Origin of the sequence: Acaryochloris sp. IP29b_bin.137, from assembly GCF_028285745.1 — a bacterium.
GTDB lineage: Bacteria > Cyanobacteriota > Cyanobacteriia > Thermosynechococcales > Thermosynechococcaceae > Acaryochloris.
The window spans coordinates 1-21,876 of sequence record NZ_JANQOP010000029.1 but is presented as its reverse complement, the minus strand read 5'-3'; the positions used below and the strand labels follow the sequence as shown (position 1 = coordinate 21,876).

Below are 21,876 nucleotides of genomic sequence, written 5' to 3'. Positions count from 1 at the left end.
GTATCGATACGAGCAGAAAAAAAAGCAGAAACAGTCTTCTTCCAAACCTTCCCTCAAAGAAGTCAAACTCCGCCCCAATGTAGGTGAGGCTGATTATGGAGTCCGCATTAGTAGAGCATTGCAGTGGCTAGAAAAAGGGGACAGCGTTAAGTTCCAAGTCCGTTTGCGAGGTCGAGAGCATCAACATCGCGATCGCGCTACAGATTTGTTACAAAGAGTGATCACGGATTTAAGCCAGGTGGGTGAAGTTCAAATCTTTGATCGACGGGCGTTGATTGTGCAGCTTGTTCCAGCCTAAATCTAGCCGTGCCTTTCTAAGGTGAAGGCAGCCATAAACAGATTGAAATTCAGCGAGGGGAGTAGGATTTGCAACATGCAGCACTCCTCTCGCCCCTGTTGGAGAAGTTAAGCCGCTGAGATTCAAGGCTTATATTTGGATTTTGTTGAGAGCCACTTTTTGGTGATTTGATGACCTATTTCCCAAGTTGAGGGAAGCTACCCCTGAATAATTGTGCGACTTCCCCGTAATAAGGATGTTGTACGGAGCGCATTCTCAACATGAATGGATATTCGCTGCCAAGCATACGAAACACCGTATGATCGATAAAAAACAAAGGTTTTGAAGTCAAGGCAAAGGGATGGCAGCTACGATCGCACTGATCGCCCACGATCACAAAAAAGATCAAATCGTTGAATTTGCCAAGCAATACCAACCCGTTCTCTGTCGGTATCGCATTATCGCCACCGGTACGACCGGACAGCGGATCAAAGACGCCACCAACCTAGATGTGGAGCGAATGCTGTCGGGACCCATGGGAGGGGACGCCCAAATCTCTACCCAAGTCGCCGAGGGAAACGTCACCGCCGTTATTTTCCTGGTCGATCCACTATATGCCCAACCTCATGAACCCGATATTCAGGCCCTGCAGCGAATTTGTGCTGTTTATGATGTGCCCCTCGCTATTAATATCGCCACTGCGGCAGCCATCTTAGAGCAACTGCGCCGCACCCGTGTTGCCCATCTCATTTTTAATCCAGTCTCAGGCCAAGGCAATGCCGATCACGATCTAACCTTGATCGAAGAACGCCTCAGTCCAGCCATGGAACTGGTGGTGCATTTGACCACTCCAGATACCCATCCCAGCGAACTGGTAGAAGATGCCATTGCAGCGCAAGCCGATCTAATTTTGGCCTCTGGTGGAGATGGCACCATCTCCGCTGTGGCAGGAGCACTGATAGGAACCAATATTCCTCTGGGGATTATTCCCCGAGGCACCGCCAATGCTTTTGCGGCAGCCCTCAATATTTCTCAGGGATTTATGCCCATTCGAAGCGCCTGCAACATTATTGTTCAAGGGAAGACTTGGGTAGTGGATGTGGCCAAGTGTAACGATCAGCCCATGATTCTGTTGGCCGGGATTGGTTTAGAGGCGGAAGTGATTGAGCGGGCTGACCGAGAAGCCAAAAACCGCTGGGGGGCCTTTGCCTACATTATGGAAGGGATTAAGCAGTTTAATCAGCAAGAACTCTTTAAAACGGAGATTGAAGTTGAAGGCGTAATCAAAACCTTTAATGCCGGTGCGGTTACGATTGCCAATGCCGCCCCCCCTACTTCGGTAATGGCCCAAGGGGCTGGAATCGTTAATGCCAATGATGGACTGCTGGATATTACCATTGGTGCCCCCCAAACTGACTTGGAAGCCGTTGGGGCGATGGTGAATTTAGTGGGGGCTGCCTTGATGCGCAAACCCACCAATCGAGATGACATTATCAATCTGCAAACCCATCGCGTCAAGGTAAAAACCCATCCCCCCCAGAAAGTGGTGGTCGATGGAGAGATGGTGGGAACAACCCCCATCGAGGTGGAGTGCATTCCCCGGGGGTTGATCGTGTTTGCACCGGAGTCAACCGATTTGCATCAAGACGCTCTTGAACCTGAAATTCAATTGAACTGAAAGGCATACTGACTATCGAAAAAAACCTTTCTGGTCAGGGTGAAACTCATGATCGTGATGGGGTTTGTCGTGATGCTTTTTCTTCAAAACCTTGAATTTCTTGAAACCAAAACTAGGGGAGCGATGGAAGCGGCGGAAACGACGTCGACCATGATGACGCCGACGAAAGCGGCGGCGACCGTGAAATCCGTGGCGACGATGACCGAATTTTTTGAATTTTAAGGAGACGAGTTGGGGTTCTTTCAGATCGGAGGACACACCAATCTCGGCAGCCTTGGCTTCGCTGATGCCAATTGTGAGAACGGATAAGCTGAGTAATGTGGTGGAGAGTATACGTTTCGGAGTCATCTTCTGTGCCTCGCTTGTGGTTAACTTCAATCTAGAACTGGAATCTGAGAGGAGGATGATGGGCCTCTGAGGTGAGGTGATCAGATTGCTGAAGATTATCGACGTTGAAAAGTGGAATCAGAATGAGTGGCGAGGGGTGCCTGAATATTGGATGGTGGATTTGATATGGGTACAGATAACGGTGCTGTTTTTCTCCAGCAGCAGGTTACCAGGAAATAGTTTTTGTGGAGAATGAACCCGTGCACTCTCCACCGATTTTTCTCGGCGGATTAATATTCAACACCACTTGGGCAAGCATTCGCTCTATCAGCGCCTGCTAATTCGTTAAGCTGAAGACTCTGCGCCCATCGTCTCCCTAGGTTTTGCATGAGATTGCGAAATAAATTGTCTAAGCAGCGGACCGATCAATATTCGTCACAGATCCATCCGCTGCTCCATCCCCATTGGCCTTTTGACCCCGGAAAACTGCCTTTCTTCTATGGCTGGGCGATTTTAGCCGCCTGCACTATCGGGATCATCATGAGTATCCCCGGGCAGACGATGGGGGTTAGTGTCTTTACGGATTACCTGATTCAGGCAACGGGGGTATCACGGCTGCAGCTCAGCAATGCCTATCTGATTGGCACGGTGACCAGCGGATTGCTGTTGCCCTTTGGGGGGGTGTTTCTCGATCGATTTGGAACGCGCCTGTCGGTGGTGTTGGCCTCGGTATGGTTGGGGCTGACCTTGGGATATATGAGCGTGTGCGATCGCATCGCCATATCTCTGAGCCTAGCCCTACATTTTCCCAACTCAACTTATATTGCTTTCGGCTTGCTGGTATTGGGATTCACAAGTCTGAGATTTAGTGGTCAAGGGATGCTGACCCTGTCTAGTCGCAACACCTTAGGGAAATGGTTTGATAAGCGTCGTGGGCTAGCATCAGGCATTGCGGGTATTTTTATTTCCTTTGGCTTTGCCGCTACGCCTTCCCTTCTCAATGCCTGGATCGAAGCAGTAACTTGGCGCTGGGCCTGGGTGGGGATGGGGTTAATCGTCGGATTAGGGATGAGCAGTTTTGGCTGGATTTTCTATCGAGATAACCCCGAAGAATGTGGGCTATCTATGGATGGGAAACTCGCTCTCTCTGCTCCAGACCCACTTCTGGTCCAAGCCGAGCAACCCCGAGATTTTACCCGAGGTGAAGCCCTTCGAACTCTGGCATTTTGGTCAGTGACATTAGCCTTATCCTGCCAAGCCCTAGCGATTACGGGAATCACCTTCCATATCGTTGATTTGGGGGCAGAAATGGGATTAACCAAAGCCCATGCCGTGGCGCTTTTTTTGCCTATGGCCTTGGTGTCGACCCTAACAGGCTCCTTAATGGGCCTAGCTGCCGATCGAATTCGCTTGCAATTTCTGTTTATGGGAATGATGACCGCCCTGGGGGTTGGCATCGCCTGTATGGCAAATCTCGATAGTGCTGCTTTACGCGGGCTAGCCATTGCAGGTTTAGGCGCGAGCGGCGGTTGCTTTGGCACCTTATCTGCGGTAGCGTTACCCCGGTTCTTTGGTCGGACTCATTTAGGAGCCATTTCAGGGGTGCAAATGATGAGTATCGTCTTTGCCAGCGCCATTGGCCCGTCTTGGATGGCCTTATTCAAGGATTTTGCAGGGTCCTACAAAATGGGCCTCTATTGCTTCTGTCTCTTTCCACCGATTATTTTGGTGCTCAATTGGGTTGCCCCAAATCCGCGATCGCAGATTCATTAGACCTGCAATCGTCCTCAGTCTTCCCGGGTCGAGGCATTATTTCTGGTAGACCGCCTGGGCTTGTCCAGACAAAAAGACTTGGTTGCCAACAATAGTCTGCACCCGCTGATTAGACTGGACTGCTGAAAGAGAATGTTTTAGAGCTTGAGCTTTTTGAGTCGTTGTTTGTTGGGACACCGTGACTGTGGGAGAAGGATCAACATAGGTCTGGCCCATCCCCCTCATCGTAGGCAGTTCGTCAGCAGCCATTTTGGCAAACCCGTGCTGATTCGCATCTAATTTCTTCTGAGGCATTGCTTCTGCCTTAGCTATCGGTAAGAAGGCAAGGGTAGCTAAACCTGTGAGGACACCAATTTGGAGCAATTTCATCATTCAATCCTGGGGCAACTAGAAGCGCTTTTAGCGTTCAACAATCTTTGTGGTTACGGTATAAGTTTTCCGTAGAAGTTTGGTATAACTTGTATATCCTAATGATGACGAACAAATCTCAACCAGACATCATGGGAAATACGGAAGTTTAAAAATTAGTTCGAATACTAATTAACTTAGAGAAAATATAAAGAATTTAAATATAAAAAACTCAAAATAACATTATTCCCTGACAATCTAACCTCGCCATAAATATTGTCAGTGAGGGGTTGCAAGCCCTAGATTTTGTTAAAAAAAGTGGCTAAAATATCAGGCATCTTGCAAGGTAATTTTATTTTTTAAGCGGTGAAGGTATAAGTAATTGCTGGATTTATTCTCCGCATGCTCAAAAAAATTTTACTTAGCACATTACTTCCGTAAACATACGGATCTCCAGCCCAGAAGATTGGATGCGGTTAACCTTAAAGAATAGGGATCTCACCTCTGCCTCCCTTGAAGTCTCCGCTGTTAGCTCCATAAAGATCTAGTCGCTTAGTTCCGCTGGTAGCGTGAATTTCCCCGCAGCATTTGGCCTCAATGGACATACGGTGATGACTGCTGCTAGCGGAATGCATCCGTACACATGGGGATACAGTTCCTGGCCGCCTTCACAATTCTCATACCGCACTACCACCTCCAAGCGGGAGGGATCGATGTTTAACAGGACGAGATCTTGGCGGCCCTTAAACAAGCGGTGAGCAACCTCCAACACTTGATGTTGATCTGAGCAGTGGATAAAACCTTCAGTTGCAAGGGATAAGGCTTTATATTCCCCCGTAGTTTGGGCGGCGGACCAATCAGCTTCTTGCGCAATATGGAAAATCATCGTTTCAAGCTTAATGTCGGCTCTGATGGGGATTATCACATCCCCTGCAACCATAGTTTTGTTCTCCCCTAAAGTTTAGTCTCGTTCTTTTCAGTGCTGAACTCCCCAGTATTCCAGTCTTTAAGACACAGATCCACTCTGTTCAATAGTTCTGATTTGTCTTTGAAAAAAAGATAGATTTCCATAACCGAACCGGATTGACCCGGTTCAAACAACAGTCCATGATAGTAGTGGCAAATGGTTTCTTGGAGCGGAGATATCTTTGATGAGTAAAAACCCATTTAAAGAACAATTTGACAAATGGTGGGGCTTGGTCACAGCGAAAGAGACATGGGACCTAATAAAGCAATTCTTCCTTCTGCTATGGGAGATTGGCAAAGAAACCTTTTTAATGATTGGCTATATCCTATTCCTGGTTGTTGCTGCTATCGGTTGGATTGGAGATCGGATAGATGATGTATCCGGCAGTGTGAAATCCTTCCAAGACAAAGCTAGCGAGACAGAAGATGGCAATCTGGTCGCTGAGGCTGGGAAATCATTGTGGTTAGCAACGAAGGAAGGGGCAGATAAAACCCTACAAACAGCTAGAACTACCCTAGATATTAAAGTACCGGAAAAAAAAACTAAAGAGCCAGTAGCAGCAAAGACTGCTAGTAAGCCTGCGGCGGCAGTTAGCCCCGCTCCGGCTCCGGCCCCCGCTCCGGCCCCTGCCCCAACGCCTGCAAGCGCACCCAGTGCAACTGAAGCTAGCCAGCCTGAGAATGCAAGCGAAGAGGAGACGGTGCGGGTTGACGATCCTCAATAGGTATAGTTCTCATCCCCTTTTACAGACAAACCTTGATAAATCACTGAATCCTCTATGGGTCTCTAGCACTCATAGGGGATTCCTTTTTGGATTAATTCTGATGGCCCTGGAATGCCATAAAATCCAGCAAAATTTTCTGGTGAGGATAGGCTAATGGAAAGACGCCTTGGGCCTTCTGGGAATACCGCTTGCTATCTTGAATTTGCTGAGGGGAGAAGAATCCCCAATCCCACCCCTCCATTAGGTCTAATTCAGAGAGGGGGACCGTGAGAGGGGCATAGTAGACGTGGCGAATAACGCCCGGATCGGGATACAGATCAAACAGCTTAAGGTTTGAGGAGCGATAACCCAGTTCTTCTATAAGTTCGCGATGAATGGCATCGTCTGGATGCTCACCCGGATCGCAATGCCCACCAAAGAATCCCCAATGTCCTGGGTAGGCAATGCCTGGAATATCATCTCGAAGTTGCATTAGGTAGCGATCTTGGGGCTGATCGAGTTGATACAGGATTGCGATCGCAACGGAGTACGGGTTTTCTTCAGCGCTCATAAGCACAGCCTTCTCCTGCTTAATCCCTGAAATCCTAGCTCAAAGTTGTCGAAAGTATTGGCATCGGCGCATACCAACCCCAGAAATCTGTTCTGCCCACTCTTGAATTAGCAGGAAGGATCCAAGAGTTAACTCCGACGATTTAAGTTCGGGAGTAGAGAAAATGCCCCTTAGCCGAACGGCAGCGATCGCAATGTCCACAGTGAAACGGTTGGGCCTTCGGCGGAAATCCGAACCGCTGCAAAATAAATTGCCATCGACATTGGCGGGTGTACAGATAATCCACCATATCCAGTTGAGGCTTTAAAGCAGACGTATTGAATGGGTGGGATGCTTTGATTCGAAAGTGAAACGGATCCTCCCATTCAAGACATCCCCCTTCATGGAGGAGGGCAAGGGCTAAATCAGCCCCTGGATGGTTTTGTGTTACTTCGTCAATATGCCCTTTTCGGGGTAGTTTTGGCATCAACCGCTGGGCAGAACGGTGCTGCTGTTTTAAGTGCTGGCAATGGTAGTGTCGTATTTGCCGATCCTGGGGATCTAGCCAACCCGTCGGTTCACTGGCTAAGAGTAGCGTTTGCGATCGCAAATTATCTCGACCCGCCCGTCCTATTTCTTGTAAATAAGCACTGAGGCTGAGGGGAGGATGATAATGAGCCACCCAGCGGACATCTGGTTTATCAATGCCCATACCAAACGCACTGGTACAGACTACAAACGGCAAATCTCCCTTAAGCCATTGTGCTTCAATCTGGCGTCTTTGCCAGGCACTTAATCCCGCATGGTAGGCCTCGGTTCTCAGATGATGGCGGATGAGCCACGTCGCTAGAGACTCACTTAATCTGCGGCTGGATGTGAAGATCAACCCTGATAAAGCCCGTTGGGGGCGAATAAACCGCAGCAATTGCTGACGCCTGCAAGCTGGAGACCAAGCAATGTCCACTTTTAAATCCAAATTGGGGCGATAAGGACTAACGCTTAAAATCCCAGGCTTTCGGAGTTTGAGGACTTGAATGATGTCTTTCTGCACCGATGAATTGGCGGTTGCCGTGTAGGCAGCAATCGTCAAGGCCGAAGAGGGCGCGGCTTTAGGGTGAGTTAATGCAGGACGAACACTCCCTAAACGACGGTAGACCGGGCGAAAACTACTCCCCCACTGGGTAATGCAATGGGCCTCATCCACGATTAGATTTTGAAGCTGCAAGTGGGGATCACATAACCGTTCCCAAACCGGTTTGCTCAACAGCGATTCTGGAGATAGATATAATAGGCGTAACTGGCGATGCTCAATTTTCTTAAGGGTCTGTCGCCGTTGTTGTGAAGAAAGTTGGCTGTGAATCGCTTCTGCAGGCAGTCCCTTTTCCTGAAGTGCATGAACCTGGTTTTCCATCAATGCAATTAGGGGAGAAATGACAACTGTGAGTCCAGGCTGTAACAGTGCCGGGAGCTGGAAGCAAATCGATTTCCCCGATCCTGTGGGAAGCATCACCAACGTATCTTGGTGCATGAGTAAGGACGTGACGGCCTCGCCTTGCAAAGGGCGGAACTGATTATATCCCCAAAATTGTTGCAAGCCAGCAACAGCCTGACTCCAAGCAGATGAACGGTCAAGCATAACTTTTAGGAAACATTACTTGGAGCAAAAAAGTCCAAACAGCTAACGCCATTTTGGAAACAACTTAGAAGGAAAGCGGTTAACTCAACTAGAGATACTACTCGTTATCCCTCTAGAAAGCTAGTTTTGATCCGTTGTGCCCCCCCTATTGACTGTTATTCATCTTATTTAGTCCTATTCTTTTCGATTGATATGCCTGCGAAATTTTCAGTCCAAAAATCCGCAACCTATCTATCCCTTTTGTTAGTGGGTTCAATGGGCACACTCTTGGGAACACAAGTGTTTCCAGGGAATGGTTTGTTACCTCAACCGAGTGTGGCTCAATTACCAAAAACGCTTCCTGGGCAAACTGATACCAACTTTATTGCTCGGGCAGTGGAAAAAGTGGGTCCAGCTGTTGTGCGAATTGACTCTGCCCGGACGGTTCGTCGTCGACGCTCCCCCTTATTTAACGATCCCTTCTTTCGAGAGTTCTTTGGGCGCGACATTCCCAGGCAGCCCCGCACCCGTGTGCAAAGGGGAACCGGGTCAGGGTTCATTATTAGCGATGATGGATTGGTGCTAACCAATGCCCATGTCGTCAATGGGGCTGATAAGGTCACCGTTGTCCTTAAAGATGGTCGCAGCTTTGAAGGAACCGTCATGGGGGAAGATTCTTTAACAGACGTTGCCGTCATTAAAATTAAGGCTCAAGACCTGCCCACGGTCAAAACGGGTCAGTCTGATGAATTACAGCCAGGAGAGTGGGCTATTGCCATTGGCAATCCCTTGGGGCTGGATAATACTGTAACCGCTGGCATTATTAGCGCCACAGGTCGGACCAGCAACGATGTAGGGGTTCCAGACAAACGGGTCGGGTTTATTCAAACGGATGCTGCGATTAATCCTGGGAATTCTGGAGGGCCCTTACTCAATCAGGCGGGTGAAGTGATTGGCATGAATACCGCGATCATTGGGGGCGCCCAGGGGCTCGGTTTTGCTATCCCCATCAAAACGGCCCAACGAATCGCAGATCAACTGATTGCGAAGGGTAAAGTCGATCATCCCTTTCTGGGGATTCGCATGGCAGGCTTAACGCCTGAGCTAAAAGAGCGAATTAATAGCAGTCCGGATGTAGACTTTCAAGTCAAGGAAGAGAAAGGGGTCTTAATCTTTGAGGTTATCCCTAAATCTCCGGCAGCTGCGGCAGGTTTGCGCCCAGGAGATATTATTCGTGAAATTGATGGTCAAGCCATTAGCAAAGCGAGTCAAGTTCAGCAAAAAGTGGATGCAACTTCCTTAGGGAGCGCCTTAAAGCTTGGCATCACCCGCAATGGCTCCAAAAAGGTTATTTCCGTGAAGCCAGGCCCTTTACCTTCGCAATTAAGTCAGAAGAATTAGGACATTTGATGTGGATATGGTCTAGAGGTGACCGCCCTTAAAGACATGGGCCGCAAGGGCTGAGGAGATGTCTTCAACCCTTCACGCTATAGATATTGCCAATGGCCGAATTTCGCTGCTTGTCCACACTTTTGCCCTTGCTCATCTAAAACATCCCATATTTCTGCATCCTCAATTGCAAATCTGCGGCCTGTGGTGGAAATTCGGATTCCCTGATAATGGGCTAGATATCCAGTCTGGGTGGCTTGATTGAGCAGCTGAGCCCGATCCTTCCGTTCAGAGGGTTCAGCTGTTAGACGAGAAGGCATTTGCGTTAGGGCTAACCAGTTCGTCTCCCAAAGATCTAGGCCAGCTTGGTTGGCATAATTCAGGATGGGGTCAGATTCTATGCCGTGGGAAAGTAAAACGAATGGAGCCTGGAATAACCATTTAGCCAGTTCTTCTGGTGATAACGGAGCGTCCGTAAGACGGTTTCCTGTCCAATGCATAAAACTATTATTGAGTCTGAGACTATGACAAATTATGTCGGCTTCTAACCAGGGACAAGACGCCAAATTCATAGCTAATCGACGGTTTACCGGTGTGATAAATATTTTGCCTTCTTCTAGACCGCAGTATGGTTGGGAGAATCGAGTAGGCTGGATTTGGCGGAGTACGCCGCTTTTCGATCGCAGCCGACGGTAATGATCATTGCTACCTCGCTCATTCAGGAGCTTCTAGAAGCGCAATCCCAACTCAGACCTCAAATGTATTTTAAGTCTTCCCTTACGGCTTTATCGAGAGCGATGGAAGATCAAGTCTTAGCGGGGACGGATCACCCTTTGGTGATTATTAGCTGCCAGCGGGAACGGTATTATCGCAAGGCCCTCCATCGCTATGCCCGTTTGGCTGAGCGATCCCCCCAAGTGTACATCCTGGCAACCCCTGAACAGGATTTTAAAAATTCATCGGATCCCTATGAAACCATTGCATTTGAGGAAGATGATCCGTTAACGGAGGAATGGCATGTCGTTGTTGTGGGACAACAATATGCGGCTTGTTTAGCGTGCCGAGAACATCTCCCCCCTGTGACTTCAGCTACGCTCCAAACCCCTCATATGGATCAAGCCCGGCGTTATGAGGGAATTTGGACCTTTGATCGGCGGGTCAGTTGTCAGGCGGCCTACCTGTTCCTGAAGCGAATCTGTCGGTATCGTCCTCCACTCAAATCAAAGGTTGCAAGCGCACTCGCTCAAATCGTTCCCTATGTGGCGTCTTCAGTGCGGGAGGCGGATCCTGGCCCCTTTGCGAATCGGCTGGTAACCTATTTGCAGGCCAGTCAATATCGCCAACAGAAAGCCTATCGTCAAATCGCCACCCAGGCTCGAAAAGAGCGCCTAGTGAACTCAATTACGGCGGCGATTCGTCGGTCCCTAGACCCAGACCATGTGTTGGGGGTAGCGGTAAAGGAGCTGGGCCAAGCCTTAGATGCAGCGCGCTGTCTTATTTATCGCTGCCGAGCCCAGGATCATACCGCCCAGATTCAGTATGAATTTGTCAGCCCAGGGCAACCCTCAGTAGTAGATCAACTCTGGCCTTTAGGCCAGAACCCCTGGTTTCAGGATGTTATCCAGACGCAACAGTGGGTGTATGTCAGTAACGCCATGGCCGATCAGCGTTTGCAGCATTCTGCATTCCTTCATGCTTGGGTACAGAAAGCTCACCTGCAAGCAATGTTGTTGGTGCCAATGTGGTATCAAGGCCGCTTGTTGGGTATGGTTGAACTCCATCATTCTGGGGCTGAGGGGGAGATAGTTTGGAAAGAAGCCGAGATTTCGTTGGTTGATGCGATCGCAACTCAAATTGGAATTGCCCTTATTCAGGCTCAATCCTTTGCTGACCTGGGCATCCTCAACCAGCAGCTCGCAGACTTAGAACAAGCCCGCAGCAATTTAATTGCCATAACTGGTCACGAGCTGCGGACGCCCCTGTCAACGATTCAAATTTGTCTGGAAAGTCTGACCAGTGAACCCGATATGGCGCCTGACTTACAACAGACAATGCTCAGCACAGCCCTAACTGACGCGGAACGAATGCGTCGACTGATCCAGGACTTCTTAACCCTATCCCGGCTAGAGAGTGGCAGGGTTGAATGGAATTCAGAACCCCTATCGCTAAGAGAATGTATCGATTTAGCGCTCAGTAATATCAATGCCCAACAGTTTAACCAAGACCTGCCTACGATAGAAGTTCTTATTCCAGATGACTTGCCGTTGGCGCAAGTGGATGGAGAGTGGTTGGTAGAAGTGTTGGCAAAGCTCCTGGATAATGCCTGCAAATTTACCGACCCTGGCGGGACAATCCGGATCCAAGCCACAGTTGCTCGCAAAAATATGTTGAAGGTCACGATTACAGACACTGGACGGGGGATTGAACCAGAATGCCTCAGTGCCGTATTTGAGCGTTTTTATCAAGAAGAAGGTGCCCTCAGGCGAACTACAGGAGGAACAGGCTTAGGATTAGCCATTTGCCGCCAAATTATTCAAAACCTGGGTGGAGACATTTGGGCAGAATCAGGAGGCAAAAACCAAGGCACGACCATCCACTTCACAATTCGCAGTATTGAGGTTCCTAAACCACCCCAATCCGCTACTCCCCAACAGCAGGTTGCAAATCAGCGATAGCGAACAGCGAATTCCCCTTGCCCTCCCCCATCCCTGAAGAACTGTAACAGATCCAGCCCAACTTGATTCAAGGGGGCAAACGCGATGGTAGGATGCCCTCTAGAAGAGATTCAGGTACCTCATTCAAGACCGTATCGGGAGAAGAATTAATGGCAGATACACTGACTGGACAAACTCCATTGTTCGGTGGCAGCACTGGCGGATTGCTTTCAAGCGCTGAGACAGAAGAGAAATATGCCATCACCTGGACAAGCCCTAAACAGCAAGTCTTCGAAATGCCCACCGGTGGTGCGGCAGTGATGAACGAAGGAGCAAATCTCTTGTATCTCGCACGCAAGGAGCAATGCCTTGCGCTGGGTGTTAGACAACTTCGCACCAAGAAGATTATGGACTACAAAATCTATCGGGTGTTGCCAGACGGGTCTAACACCTTGATCCATCCCAAAGATGGCGTTTTCCCAGAGAAAGTCAATGAAGGTCGCACAGCCGTCAATAGTGTTGCCCGTTCCATTGGCGAAAATCCAAATCCGGGGTCGATTAAGTACACCGGTAAGAATACTTACGATTAATCGCCATTGTTGCCACAGTGATGCTTCATTTGTAGCTTCCTGTTAGCATTGCTATATATACCTTCAAGCATGAACCCCACCCATGGCGGGGTTCAGCTTTTTTTTATGATGTCTAGGGGGGATGGATAATGGCCCATTGTTCTTCCCCATTGAGGTCGGAGCGGTCATGATTTTGCCTGAATATCACCAATTTGAAACATTAGCTCAATCAGGAAATTTTATCCCGGTTTATCGAGAATGGGTTGCAGATCTGGATACGCCTGTTTCTGCTTGGTATCGGGTTTGTGCCGGGCAACCTTACAGTTTTCTGTTGGAGTCAGTAGAAGGGGGAGAACACCTGGCCCGCTATAGTTTATTGGGGTGCGATCCAATGTGGGTCCTCCAGACGCGAGGGCCGCAAACCACCCAAATCCAGCGCAATGGGTCTACGAAGGTATTTGATGGGAATCCGTTTCAAGTTTTGCAGGATTGTTTAACCCCCTATCATCCCGTCCATCTTCCTCAACTCCCTTCTGGCATCGGGGGGCTGGTGGGATTTTGGGGGTATGAGTTGATTCATTGGATTGAGCCCCGTGTTCCCATCCATTCGCCGGCTGCCTCAGATCTACCCGATGGTCTGTGGATGCAAGTCGATAATTTAATGGTTTTTGACCAGGTTCAACGGAAGATCTGGGTGATTGCCTATGCTGATCTCCAACAGACGCCACATTTGAAAGACGCCTATCGCCAGGCTTGCGATCGCGTCAATCATCTAGTGGAAAAGCTGCAACAGCCACTGGATCGACAAAGCTTAGAACTCACCGGCATGACGCCTTCTCAATCGACGCCCGCCACTTTCACCAGCAACATCACCCAGGCAGACTTTTGCCAAAATGTCCGACGGGCCAAAGACCATATTAAAGCTGGAGATATTTTTCAGGTTGTTTTATCTCAGCGCTTGTCCACCCCTTACCAAGGCGATCCTTTTGAACTCTATCGTTCGTTACGCTTAATCAATCCATCCCCCTATATGTCCTATCTCCATTTTCAGGATTGGCAAATTATTGGGTCAAGTCCAGAAGTGATGGTCAAAGCCGAATATAGGGCTAATGGAGCCAAGAGACTCGCTGCGACCGTGCGGCCCATTGCCGGAACACGGCCCCGGGGACAAACCTTTCAGGAAGATGTAGCTTTAGCAGAAGAACTGCTACAAGATCCAAAGGAAATTGCCGAGCATGTCATGCTGGTTGATCTGGGCCGGAATGACTTAGGACGAGTTTGTGGTAAGGGAACTGTACAGGTTAAACCCCAGGATTTAATGGTAATCGAGCGATACTCCCATGTTATGCATATTGTTAGTAACGTGGTAGGTGAACTGGAAAAGGGGAAAACCGCCTGGGATTTACTGAAAGCCTGCTTCCCTGCGGGCACCGTGAGTGGTGCCCCCAAAATTCGGGCCATGGAGCTTATCCATGAATTAGAGCGGTGTCGGCGAGGCCCCTATTCAGGGGTGTATGGTTACTATGATTTCGAAGGACAGTTAAATACCGCGATCTCAATTCGGACCATGATTGTTCGTCAGCAAAAAAACGGACAACATCTCGTTTCCGTTCAAGCTGGGGCAGGAATCGTTGCTGACTCTGATCCGATGCGAGAATATGAGGAAACTTTGAATAAAGCCAGGGGACTTTTACAAGCCATCCATTGTGTTCAGACAGGGACCTAATAGTTATGCCCCTCTATCAAGTCCGATTTATCAATCACAGGTTGGGATTGGATCAAACCATTCATATTCCTGATGATGAATATATTCTGGATATTGCTGAAGAGAATCAAATCCCCATCCCGTCGGCTTGTCGGCAAGGAAACTGCTCATCCTGCCTTGCTCGACTCATCAGTGGAGACGTTGATCAAAGTGAGCAACAATTTCTCGATCCGACAGAAATAGGCCAAGGGTATACCGTTACCTGCGTTGCCTATCCCCGATCAGATTGTGTGCTAGAAACCCATCAAGAGCATCAGTTGTATCAAACCTCGCTATATCAAAAGCATTAGGACTGGGTCTGAGCAAACAGCATTTCCTTTAGCTTTTCTAACTCATCAGCCCATCTGGGATCGGGCTGAGCAGCTTCCGCTTGAGTATGGTTGCGAGATTTGCCTTTGGAATTGTTGCGACGAGGTGCATTGTTACCAGTCGTCTGATTGCCATTGCCCTCTTTGTTTTTGGGCAAAGCTTTCTCGATTTTCAAAGCACTGTCCTTAAACATGTGCCCATTCAGCTTTTCAATGACTTGATCAGCTTGCTCCTCAGTTTCCACGGTGACAAAGCCGAACCCGCGGCATTTACCCGTCTTCCGATCAGTGACGACTTTTGTAGACGTCAGCTCACCTACTTCTGCAGTAAACAAGGCAGCGAGTTCGTCCCGGTCTAACTCTTTGGGCAAATTACCGACGTATAGACGGATGGACATTGAAAATACCTCCAGAAGATAAGAATATGAGCCAAGCGAATTTGGAAAAACGAATGTGTTGGCGTGTTAGCACTTTAAAGCCACTCAAGATGACAGGGTAGTTGCCATTGGATTACTCTGCTGGTTAACCACTGCTGCCGCTTTGCATTGATAAGCCCAGGAAATTGGGAACAGCACTACTTCCTGTAGACAACTAGCCATAGAAGAAGTAGATGAGGTTTCAGAGGAGTAGATTGCACAATCAATTCATCTAGCCACAATTTAATATAAACGGGTTAGGGAAAAGTCTCTTTAACAAAGCGCACCAGCTTTTAAGGTATCACGGTCTTTGACCCTGAAGTAATGAAATTCAGACAACTTTCTGAAGACTTGCTGATGTTCACAATTGGGAAAGAACCAGTCGGGGAATATCAACTGGTTCAATAAGCTGTGTTGGTGAGAAAAAAGCCTGATTAGAACCGAAAGGGGCTTGCTTCAGTCATTAAAGCATCTTCTCTATGTTAAGAAATGTAACATATCTTATTCGTCTCTGCAACGTTCCTTCAAGGTTTTCTCTAGTTAACAAGTTTGTTTGTTATGGTTGCTTCAAGCCAGTAATTATGCTTCACTCCTTGTTACCAACCTTTTTTCGCCCTCTTACACATTTATGGATGATCGGCACAGTTCTCGTGACGATAAGTTAGACACATTACTCCGCTCAACTCCCTTTTTTGCTGGTTTGCCCGATCCAGTGGTGGATCAAGCCGTTGCCCAAGTTGTAACCCGCGAGCATCCTGCAAATCGAGTGATTCTCTTGGAGAATGACTGGGGAAGCTCGGTTTACTTCATTTTGAACGGGTGGGTCAAGATTCGAACTTACAATATTGACGGCAAGGAAGTTACTCTAAATATTGTGGGCAAGGGAGAAATATTTGGGGAAATGGCTCCCTTGGATGAGGTTCCACGGTCAACGGATGTGATTACCCTAACTTCAACGACTGTGGCGAATATGCCCTCCTCAGATTTCGTTAAGCTCATGCAGACGCAACCCCAAGCAGGGATACGCTTAGCGAAGTTGATGGCTCGGCGGCTCCGGCAGCTTAATCGTCGATTGCGTCTTCGCGAGGCGGATGCTCAGTCGCGAGTGGCAGATATTTTATTATTCCTAGCTGAAGGACAAGGCAAGGAAGGAGAGGGGGGCATTGAAATTCCCAACTTGCCCCATCGTGAATTGAGTAGTCTGAGTGGGATGGCGCGGGAGACCGTTACCCGCCAGTTAGGGAAGTTAGAGAGTAAAGGGCTGATTCAGCGGAATCAAGATGTGTTGTGCATCATCGATACAGATGCATTGGAAGATTTAATTCTGTAACAGCGTTGTTCTTGATCTTAACTTAAGCACCACTCTGAGTAGCGCCTAGCTCGGTGTCCTGAATATTCGACTGTTATCATTTTTTGAGCGCTTGGCAAGCCGAAAATTATTGTCTATGCTGGCAAACGCCCCGTCAATGCCATGTCTGAACCCGATTTCCCTCGATCCCCGACCTCAGGAAACGTTCGTCAACGATCCGATTATGGGAAACAACCCATCGGTCCACCGCAATCGGTTGAACGCCCCCTGCCGATGGTGGAAACAGCATTTTTAGCGAGCGCAACAGCTATTATCTGGTTGATTCAGACTTACGTTCCTATTCCAGTATTAGGGACGTTTTTACGGATTTTCTTTCCCATTCCAACGGCATTGATTTATCTTCGGTGGGGGCGGCGGTCGGCTTGGATCAGTGCCTGTGTGACGACATTGCTAATTTCTATTTTGATGGGGCCGCCTAGAAGTATTCAATTTTTAATGCCGTTTGGTTTAGTCGGCGTAATTTTAGGTGGATTCTGGAAACGGCAGGTGAGTTGGGCGATCTCCATGGGATGGAGCATTATCGTGATGGCGATTGGTTTCTTTTTCCAGCTCAGCTTATTGTCATTGCTGGTCGGGGTAGATCTTTGGTTGTACGTCAACCGCCAGATTACTGGCTTCTTAGACTGGATTGCCATTAAGATTGGTCTGCTAGTGCAGCCCGAGGTGATTGTTGTTCAGCTTTTTGCCATTGGCTTAATTTTGCTGAATGCCTTGTTGTACATATTATTGGTCCATTTGGTAGCCTGGCTAGTCTTCGATCGCATGGGTGTATCCATCCCAGATCCACCCCTGTGGCTCCAAACCTTTCTTGAATACCAAGACGAGTAAGGCCATGCTGCGGGTGTATACCCAGTTCGATCATGGCAATCAATGGCTGGGGACATACCAAGGACGCCGACCACTATTGGCCTGTGTCTTGGGCTTTACGGATACAGGATTAGTTCCCCATATCTCTACAGCAGGCGCCACGCCAGCCGCTCGACGGCTGACGGCCTTAGCCGATGCTGAATTCCTATTTCATGGCCCTCAGGCAAAACCGCAGTATCCTTTGCCCTATTTGGTCCAAGGGGTGTCTCCTGTGTTTATTTCGTGGCCCATTTATTCGCACCAACAGTTTCCCCTCCAGATCTTTAATGCCGGGCTTAACCATCAGCCTCCGGTTCCAACAGTTGATTTAGGCGGACAATCGGCGCGTTGTATCAGCTCTGGGGCAGCATTGCCGCTTCACACCGTTGAGTGGTTATTTCAACAAGGGAGGAATTGGGGAGAATCTTTGGCCAGGCAACGGGAGGAGGGATATCTGATATTGGCCGAGTGTGTGGTGGGGGGCACAACGACCGCCCAAGCGATATTAACGGGCTTCGGGTATCAGGTGGCAGGACAAGTGAATAGCAGTCATCCAGTCTGTAATCATGACCAAAAGCGCCAGTGGGTCGAGCGAGGCTTAGCCAAAGCAAATCAACAGCCTCCGAATTGGCTGGCTCACCCGTTGGCATTAGTGGCCGCTGTTGGCGATCCAATGCAAGTGGTGGTTGCGGGAATGATGATCGCAGCCAGTCGCTATTGTGGGGTAATGTTGGCGGGCGGGACGCAGATGCTGGCGGTTTATGCTTTGGCAAGGCAAATTGCCCGGACCCGTTATCTGGCTTGGCAACCTGACAATATTATTGTGGGGACGACCCGCTGGGTTGTCGAAGATCCATCCGGCGATACGGTTGCCCTGGCAAATCAGGTGGGTGAGGTCCCCTTGGTGGCGACCCAGCTCAGTTTTTCAGCCTCCCGATTTTCACAGTTGCGAGCGTTTGAGCAGGGGTTTGTGAAAGAAGGGGTCGGTGCCGGGGGATGTGCGATCGCAGCCCATCTCTATCAAGGGTGGCAGCAGCAAGATATTTTGAGGGCGGTTGAACAGACCCTGGAAACCTATCGCCGTTTGCGAGAGCAGGCTTACCCTTAGACCCAGGCAAATTCAGCTGCGATCGCCTCCCACCCCAACCCTTCTCGCACCACCGTGGGTCGATCTTGGCAGAGGTCTAAAATCGTGGAGACTTTGTAGCTCAGATCCTGACTGTTGTCGATAATGACATCTACTTGCTTGTCAAAATGGTCAAATAGCTCGGCAGGGGAGAGAGGCTTTTGTTTTTTAGACCAGCCATGGACGCTCTCTTGATCGGAGAAATGGGCTGAAGTAGAAATAATGGGGGTCTCCAGGGCATCTAGAAGGGCCGAACAAACGGGATGATCGGGCACCCGAATCCCTGTGGTTTTTCGTTTCGGATTTTGCACCAATTTGGGAACCAGCTTGGTGGCAGGCAATAGGAAGGTATAGGGGCCTGGAATTAACTTGCGCATAATTTTATAGGCTGGATCGCTCACCCGAGCATATTGCGCAATATTTGAAAGGGAGGAACACAGAAACGTTAACGGTTTGTCATTTGACATTTGTTTGATTTGTCTCACCCGTTGAACCGCAGCTTTGGCGTTGATGTCACAGCCAATGGCATAAACGGTATCGGTGGGATATAGCATAACGGCTCCACTTAACAAATCTGCCCGAATCGCATCGATCGTCCGCTGTTGGGGATCTTGGGGATGAATGGTATAGATTTGTGCCATGTTCGTCTCCTTGAGCAACCTGTTTTACCCCAACGGGGCAACAGGTTTCCAATCCTGAGGATGAGTAAAGTAAACTGAAACTCTATCAATCAGTTGCCATTGCTGGAACTGTCCTCTATGACCAAACTAGCCTATTTTGAGTGCCCCACCGGAATTGCAGGCGATATGTGTTTGGGCGCGCTATTGAATTTAGGTGTCCCCTTATCCTATTTGCAAGGCCATCTCAACCGGTTGGGCGTTGGGCAAGAGTTTGATCTACAGGTCCAGACCGTTCACCGCCAAAGCCAGGAAGCGACTTACGTTTATGTTGATTTAGGGGCCGATTCTGGGGGCCATGGAACCTCATCGGCCCACCCTCCCCACCACCGACATTTGCCAGAAATTGAGCAGATGATTATTGGGGCTGATTTTCCCAAACAGGTGGAATCCTGGAGTTTAGAGATATTTCGCAATTTAGCCATCGCTGAAGGTAAGGTGCATGGCATTGAGCCTCAGCAGGTGCATTTTCATGAGGTAGGGGCAACGGATGCCATTGTTGATATTGTGGGCACCTGCCTGGGGCTACATTGGCTTGGTGTTGAAGAGTTATTCTGTTCTGCCCTACCGACAGGGGGAGGGACGGTCAAAGCGGCTCATGGGCAGTTACCTGTTCCGGTTCCTGCTGTGCTGCAACTCTGGCAAGCTCGTCAAGTTCCGGTGTATGACAACGGTATTCAGAAGGAGTTGGTGACGCCGACGGGAGCTGCGATCGCAACGACACTCGCACAAACCTTCGGCCCTCCACCCCCCATGTCTCTGCATCAGATGGGTTTGGGAGCAGGCACCTTGGATTTACCGCTACCGAACATTCTTCGTATTTGGTTGGGGGAATCCAGCTCATCGGCGTCGACTGGCCAGGAAACAGTGGTTGTTCTAGAGACTCAAATTGATGACCTCAATCCCCAAGCCTTCGGCTATGTTTTTGATGCTCTGTTTACCGCTGGGGCTTTGGATGTCTTCACTCAGGCAGTAGGTATGAAAAAGTCTCGCCCAGGCATTTTGCTAACGGTGATTTGTAAGCCAGACAAGGTTGCGGCCTGTGAATCAGTCATTTTCCAAGAGACAAGTACCTTGGGAATCCGGCGATCTCAGCAGCAACGAACTCCCCTGAAGCGAAATTTCGTGACTGTTGAGACGGACTATGGTCCTATTCAGATTAAGCTGGCCTATCATCACCAAAAGCTGGTCAATGTGCAGCCAGAGTATGAAGATTGTGCCCGTATTGCAAGAGCACAGAATCTGACCTGGCAACAGGTGTATCAATCGGCCTTAATCGCTTGGAATCAGCAATAAATGATTAAAATTAACCTTGTAAATCAATGCCCTTTGAAACTGACGTTGTGCATCTGATCGGTGGCTAACTATACGATAGATGGTGGTACTGATTGCCCTGTAACTTGCCCATAAATCTTTCTGGCTTTTGACCAATGACTGTCAGTAATATTCACTCGCTTCCTTTACCGCCAGGTAACTTCGGTTTACCGATCATTGGTGAATCATTACAGTTCCTGCGAGATCCAGATTTCATCACCAATCAGCACAAAGCCTACGGTGCTATTTTCAAGACTCGTTTGTTAGGCCGTCCTGCGATCGTGATTCGGGGTGTGGAAGCCAATCAGTTTGTGTTGACGAATGAAAATAAGTATTTTGTAGCTAGCTGGCCTCCGACCACGAAAGCGTTACTCGGCCCTTTGTCTTTGGTGATCCAAACGGGAGAACTGCATCGGAACCGTCGCAAGCTTCTGGCTCAAGCGTTTAAGCCACGAACACTATCCACTTATGTTGAGGCGATGTCTGATATTGCCCAGCAGTATACCCAGCGATGGCTAGAGGCAAAAACACTCACCTGGTATCCAGACCTTCGCAATTTCACCTTAGATGTGGCCTGTAAGTTATTGGTTGGCTTAGATAATGGCTCACAGACTTCTTTAGGACAGTACTTTGAAACCTGGAGTGGCGGATTATTCTCTTTGCCCATCTCGTTGCCTTAGACACGATTTGGACGGGCTAAACGCTGTCGTGATCTGCTGTTACGAGAATTAGAAGACATTATTCAAGCCCGACAGTCCCTGTCGGACCCTGGGGATGACACCTTAGGGCTGATGATTCAGGCCCGTGATGAGGACGGCCAAGGGCTGAGTCAGGAGGAATTGAAAGATAATGTGCTGCTGATGCTGTTTGCAGGCCATGAAACGTTAACGTCAGCTATCACCTCCTTTTGTTTGCTCACGGCTCAGCATCCGGAGATTACAGCCCGTCTTCGTCAGGAGCAGCAGCAATGGGATACGGACAGTCCGCTAACCCTAGAAGGGCTGAGAGAAATGACCTACTTAGAACAGGTGCTGACGGAAGTGATGCGGCTTATTCCACCGGTGGGTGGGGTATTTCGGTCAGTTCTGGAGACCTGTGAGTTTGGCGGCTTTGGGGATGACAAGGTACTTCAAATCTAGAGTCAGCAGTAGATAGGGCAGTGTGATTTCAAAGAAAATAGGGTGGCCGAAACGACTACCCTATCC

At 49.0% G+C, this 21,876-nt stretch carries 22 protein-coding genes and 1 pseudogene; 15 read left to right on the top strand and 8 right to left on the bottom strand.

Features of this window, described 5'->3' with window-relative positions:
• Together infC and mgsA are read left to right on the top strand one after the other, a co-directional pair.
• Positions 1–298: translation initiation factor IF-3 (gene infC, locus Q0991_RS02285; protein ID WP_299485103.1), on the top strand; the 298-nt coding region annotated here is incomplete at its 5' end.
• A 340-nt stretch (positions 299–638) separates the two neighbouring features.
• Positions 639–1,955 (top strand): methylglyoxal synthase, encoded by a 1,317-nt coding sequence (gene mgsA / locus Q0991_RS02280; protein ID WP_299485101.1) that lies wholly within the window; start codon positions 639–641, stop codon positions 1,953–1,955.
• Positions 1,956–1,967: 12 nt separating this feature from the next.
• On the opposite strand, the gene Q0991_RS02275 is transcribed toward mgsA, so the two are convergent.
• Complete coding sequence (locus Q0991_RS02275) at positions 1,968–2,303, bottom strand: hypothetical protein (RefSeq protein ID WP_299485099.1); 336 nt, start codon at positions 2,301–2,303, stop codon at positions 1,968–1,970.
• A gap of 366 nt (positions 2,304–2,669) precedes the next feature.
• On the opposite strand from Q0991_RS02275, the gene Q0991_RS02270 reads away from it, so the two are divergent.
• Positions 2,670–4,055 (top strand): MFS transporter, encoded by a 1,386-nt coding sequence (locus tag Q0991_RS02270; protein ID WP_299485097.1) that lies wholly within the window; start codon positions 2,670–2,672, stop codon positions 4,053–4,055.
• Between the two features lie 36 nt (positions 4,056–4,091).
• On the opposite strand, the gene Q0991_RS02265 is transcribed toward Q0991_RS02270, so the two are convergent.
• Both Q0991_RS02265 and Q0991_RS02260 read right to left on the bottom strand, forming a co-directional pair.
• The gene (locus Q0991_RS02265; protein WP_299485095.1) at positions 4,092–4,424 is read right to left on the bottom strand and encodes a hypothetical protein; all 333 of its coding nucleotides are present in this window, start codon (positions 4,422–4,424) and stop codon (positions 4,092–4,094) included.
• 523 nt (positions 4,425–4,947) lie between these two features.
• Positions 4,948–5,343, bottom strand: coding sequence for a DUF952 domain-containing protein (locus tag Q0991_RS02260; protein WP_299485093.1), 396 nt, complete (start codon positions 5,341–5,343; stop codon positions 4,948–4,950).
• A gap of 211 nt (positions 5,344–5,554) precedes the next feature.
• Here Q0991_RS02260 and Q0991_RS02255 point away from each other — a divergent pair, with 211 nt between their 5' ends.
• Entirely contained in the window at positions 5,555–6,094 is a 540-nt protein-coding gene (locus tag Q0991_RS02255; RefSeq protein ID WP_299485091.1) for a hypothetical protein, read from the top strand.
• 91 nt (positions 6,095–6,185) lie between these two features.
• Here the strand turns inward: Q0991_RS02255 and Q0991_RS02250 are convergent, their stop codons facing one another.
• Together Q0991_RS02250 and Q0991_RS02245 are read right to left on the bottom strand one after the other, a co-directional pair.
• A complete protein-coding gene (locus tag Q0991_RS02250) occupies positions 6,186–6,644 on the bottom strand; it encodes an NUDIX domain-containing protein (protein ID WP_299485089.1) in 459 nt (152 codons plus the stop codon).
• A 142-nt stretch (positions 6,645–6,786) separates the two neighbouring features.
• Complete coding sequence (locus Q0991_RS02245) at positions 6,787–8,259, bottom strand: ATP-dependent DNA helicase RecQ (RefSeq protein WP_299485088.1); 1,473 nt, start codon at positions 8,257–8,259, stop codon at positions 6,787–6,789.
• A gap of 192 nt (positions 8,260–8,451) precedes the next feature.
• Here Q0991_RS02245 and Q0991_RS02240 point away from each other — a divergent pair, with 192 nt between their 5' ends.
• Positions 8,452–9,639, top strand: a complete 1,188-nt coding sequence (locus Q0991_RS02240) for an HhoA/HhoB/HtrA family serine endopeptidase (RefSeq protein ID WP_299485086.1) — start codon at positions 8,452–8,454, stop codon at positions 9,637–9,639.
• 86 nt (positions 9,640–9,725) lie between these two features.
• Here Q0991_RS02240 and Q0991_RS02235 read toward each other — a convergent pair whose 3' ends face one another.
• Positions 9,726–10,199 carry an MEKHLA domain-containing protein gene (locus tag Q0991_RS02235; RefSeq protein ID WP_299485084.1) on the bottom strand — a complete coding sequence of 158 codons (474 nt, stop codon included), beginning with the start codon at positions 10,197–10,199 and terminating at the stop codon, positions 9,726–9,728.
• On the opposite strand from Q0991_RS02235, the gene Q0991_RS02230 reads away from it, so the two are divergent.
• The 5 genes from Q0991_RS02230 (at position 10,162) to Q0991_RS02210 (ending at position 14,905) form a co-directional block, all read left to right on the top strand.
• Positions 10,162–10,323 (top strand): hypothetical protein, encoded by a 162-nt coding sequence (locus Q0991_RS02230; RefSeq protein ID WP_299485107.1) that lies wholly within the window; start codon positions 10,162–10,164, stop codon positions 10,321–10,323. The two genes, Q0991_RS02235 and Q0991_RS02230, sit on opposite strands and share 38 nt — an antisense overlap.
• Positions 10,323–12,302: a DICT sensory domain-containing protein gene (locus tag Q0991_RS02225; protein WP_299485082.1), complete on the top strand. Its 1,980-nt coding sequence runs from the start codon at positions 10,323–10,325 to the stop codon at positions 12,300–12,302. Before Q0991_RS02230 ends, Q0991_RS02225 begins: the two co-directional genes overlap by 1 nt.
• Before the next feature lie 149 nt (positions 12,303–12,451).
• Positions 12,452–12,871 carry a photosystem I reaction center subunit II PsaD gene (locus tag Q0991_RS02220; RefSeq protein WP_299485080.1) on the top strand — a complete coding sequence of 140 codons (420 nt, stop codon included), beginning with the start codon at positions 12,452–12,454 and terminating at the stop codon, positions 12,869–12,871.
• 166 nt (positions 12,872–13,037) lie between these two features.
• Positions 13,038–14,576, top strand: a complete 1,539-nt coding sequence (gene trpE / locus Q0991_RS02215; RefSeq protein ID WP_299485105.1) for an anthranilate synthase component I — start codon at positions 13,038–13,040, stop codon at positions 14,574–14,576.
• A gap of 5 nt (positions 14,577–14,581) precedes the next feature.
• A complete protein-coding gene (locus tag Q0991_RS02210; protein WP_299485078.1) occupies positions 14,582–14,905 on the top strand; it encodes a 2Fe-2S iron-sulfur cluster-binding protein in 324 nt (107 codons plus the stop codon).
• Here the strand turns inward: Q0991_RS02210 and Q0991_RS02205 are convergent.
• Positions 14,902–15,321: an RNA-binding protein gene (locus Q0991_RS02205; RefSeq protein WP_299485076.1), complete on the bottom strand. Its 420-nt coding sequence runs from the start codon at positions 15,319–15,321 to the stop codon at positions 14,902–14,904. The two genes, Q0991_RS02210 and Q0991_RS02205, sit on opposite strands and share 4 nt — an antisense overlap.
• A gap of 646 nt (positions 15,322–15,967) precedes the next feature.
• On the opposite strand from Q0991_RS02205, the gene Q0991_RS02200 reads away from it, so the two are divergent.
• The 3 genes from Q0991_RS02200 to cobT all read left to right on the top strand — a co-directional run bounded on the left by Q0991_RS02200 (position 15,968) and on the right by cobT (position 18,662).
• Positions 15,968–16,669: a Crp/Fnr family transcriptional regulator gene (locus tag Q0991_RS02200; protein ID WP_299485074.1), complete on the top strand. Its 702-nt coding sequence runs from the start codon at positions 15,968–15,970 to the stop codon at positions 16,667–16,669.
• Between the two features lie 141 nt (positions 16,670–16,810).
• Positions 16,811–17,536: a DUF2232 domain-containing protein gene (locus Q0991_RS02195; RefSeq protein WP_299485072.1), complete on the top strand. Its 726-nt coding sequence runs from the start codon at positions 16,811–16,813 to the stop codon at positions 17,534–17,536.
• Positions 17,537–17,540: 4 nt separating this feature from the next.
• A complete protein-coding gene (gene cobT, locus Q0991_RS02190; RefSeq protein ID WP_299485069.1) occupies positions 17,541–18,662 on the top strand; it encodes a nicotinate mononucleotide-dependent phosphoribosyltransferase CobT in 1,122 nt (373 codons plus the stop codon).
• Here cobT and Q0991_RS02185 read toward each other — a convergent pair.
• On the bottom strand, positions 18,659–19,321 hold the full coding sequence (locus Q0991_RS02185; protein ID WP_299485067.1) for an L-threonylcarbamoyladenylate synthase: 663 nt from the start codon (positions 19,319–19,321) through the stop codon (positions 18,659–18,661). The two genes, cobT and Q0991_RS02185, sit on opposite strands and share 4 nt — an antisense overlap.
• 117 nt (positions 19,322–19,438) lie before the next feature.
• Between Q0991_RS02185 and larC the strand changes: the two genes are divergently transcribed.
• The gene (larC, locus tag Q0991_RS02180) at positions 19,439–20,653 is read left to right on the top strand and encodes a nickel pincer cofactor biosynthesis protein LarC (protein ID WP_299485065.1); all 1,215 of its coding nucleotides are present in this window, start codon (positions 19,439–19,441) and stop codon (positions 20,651–20,653) included.
• 134 nt (positions 20,654–20,787) lie between these two features.
• Positions 20,788–21,810, top strand: a pseudogene (locus Q0991_RS02175) (cytochrome P450).
• The last annotated feature ends 66 nt before the right edge of the window (positions 21,811–21,876 follow it).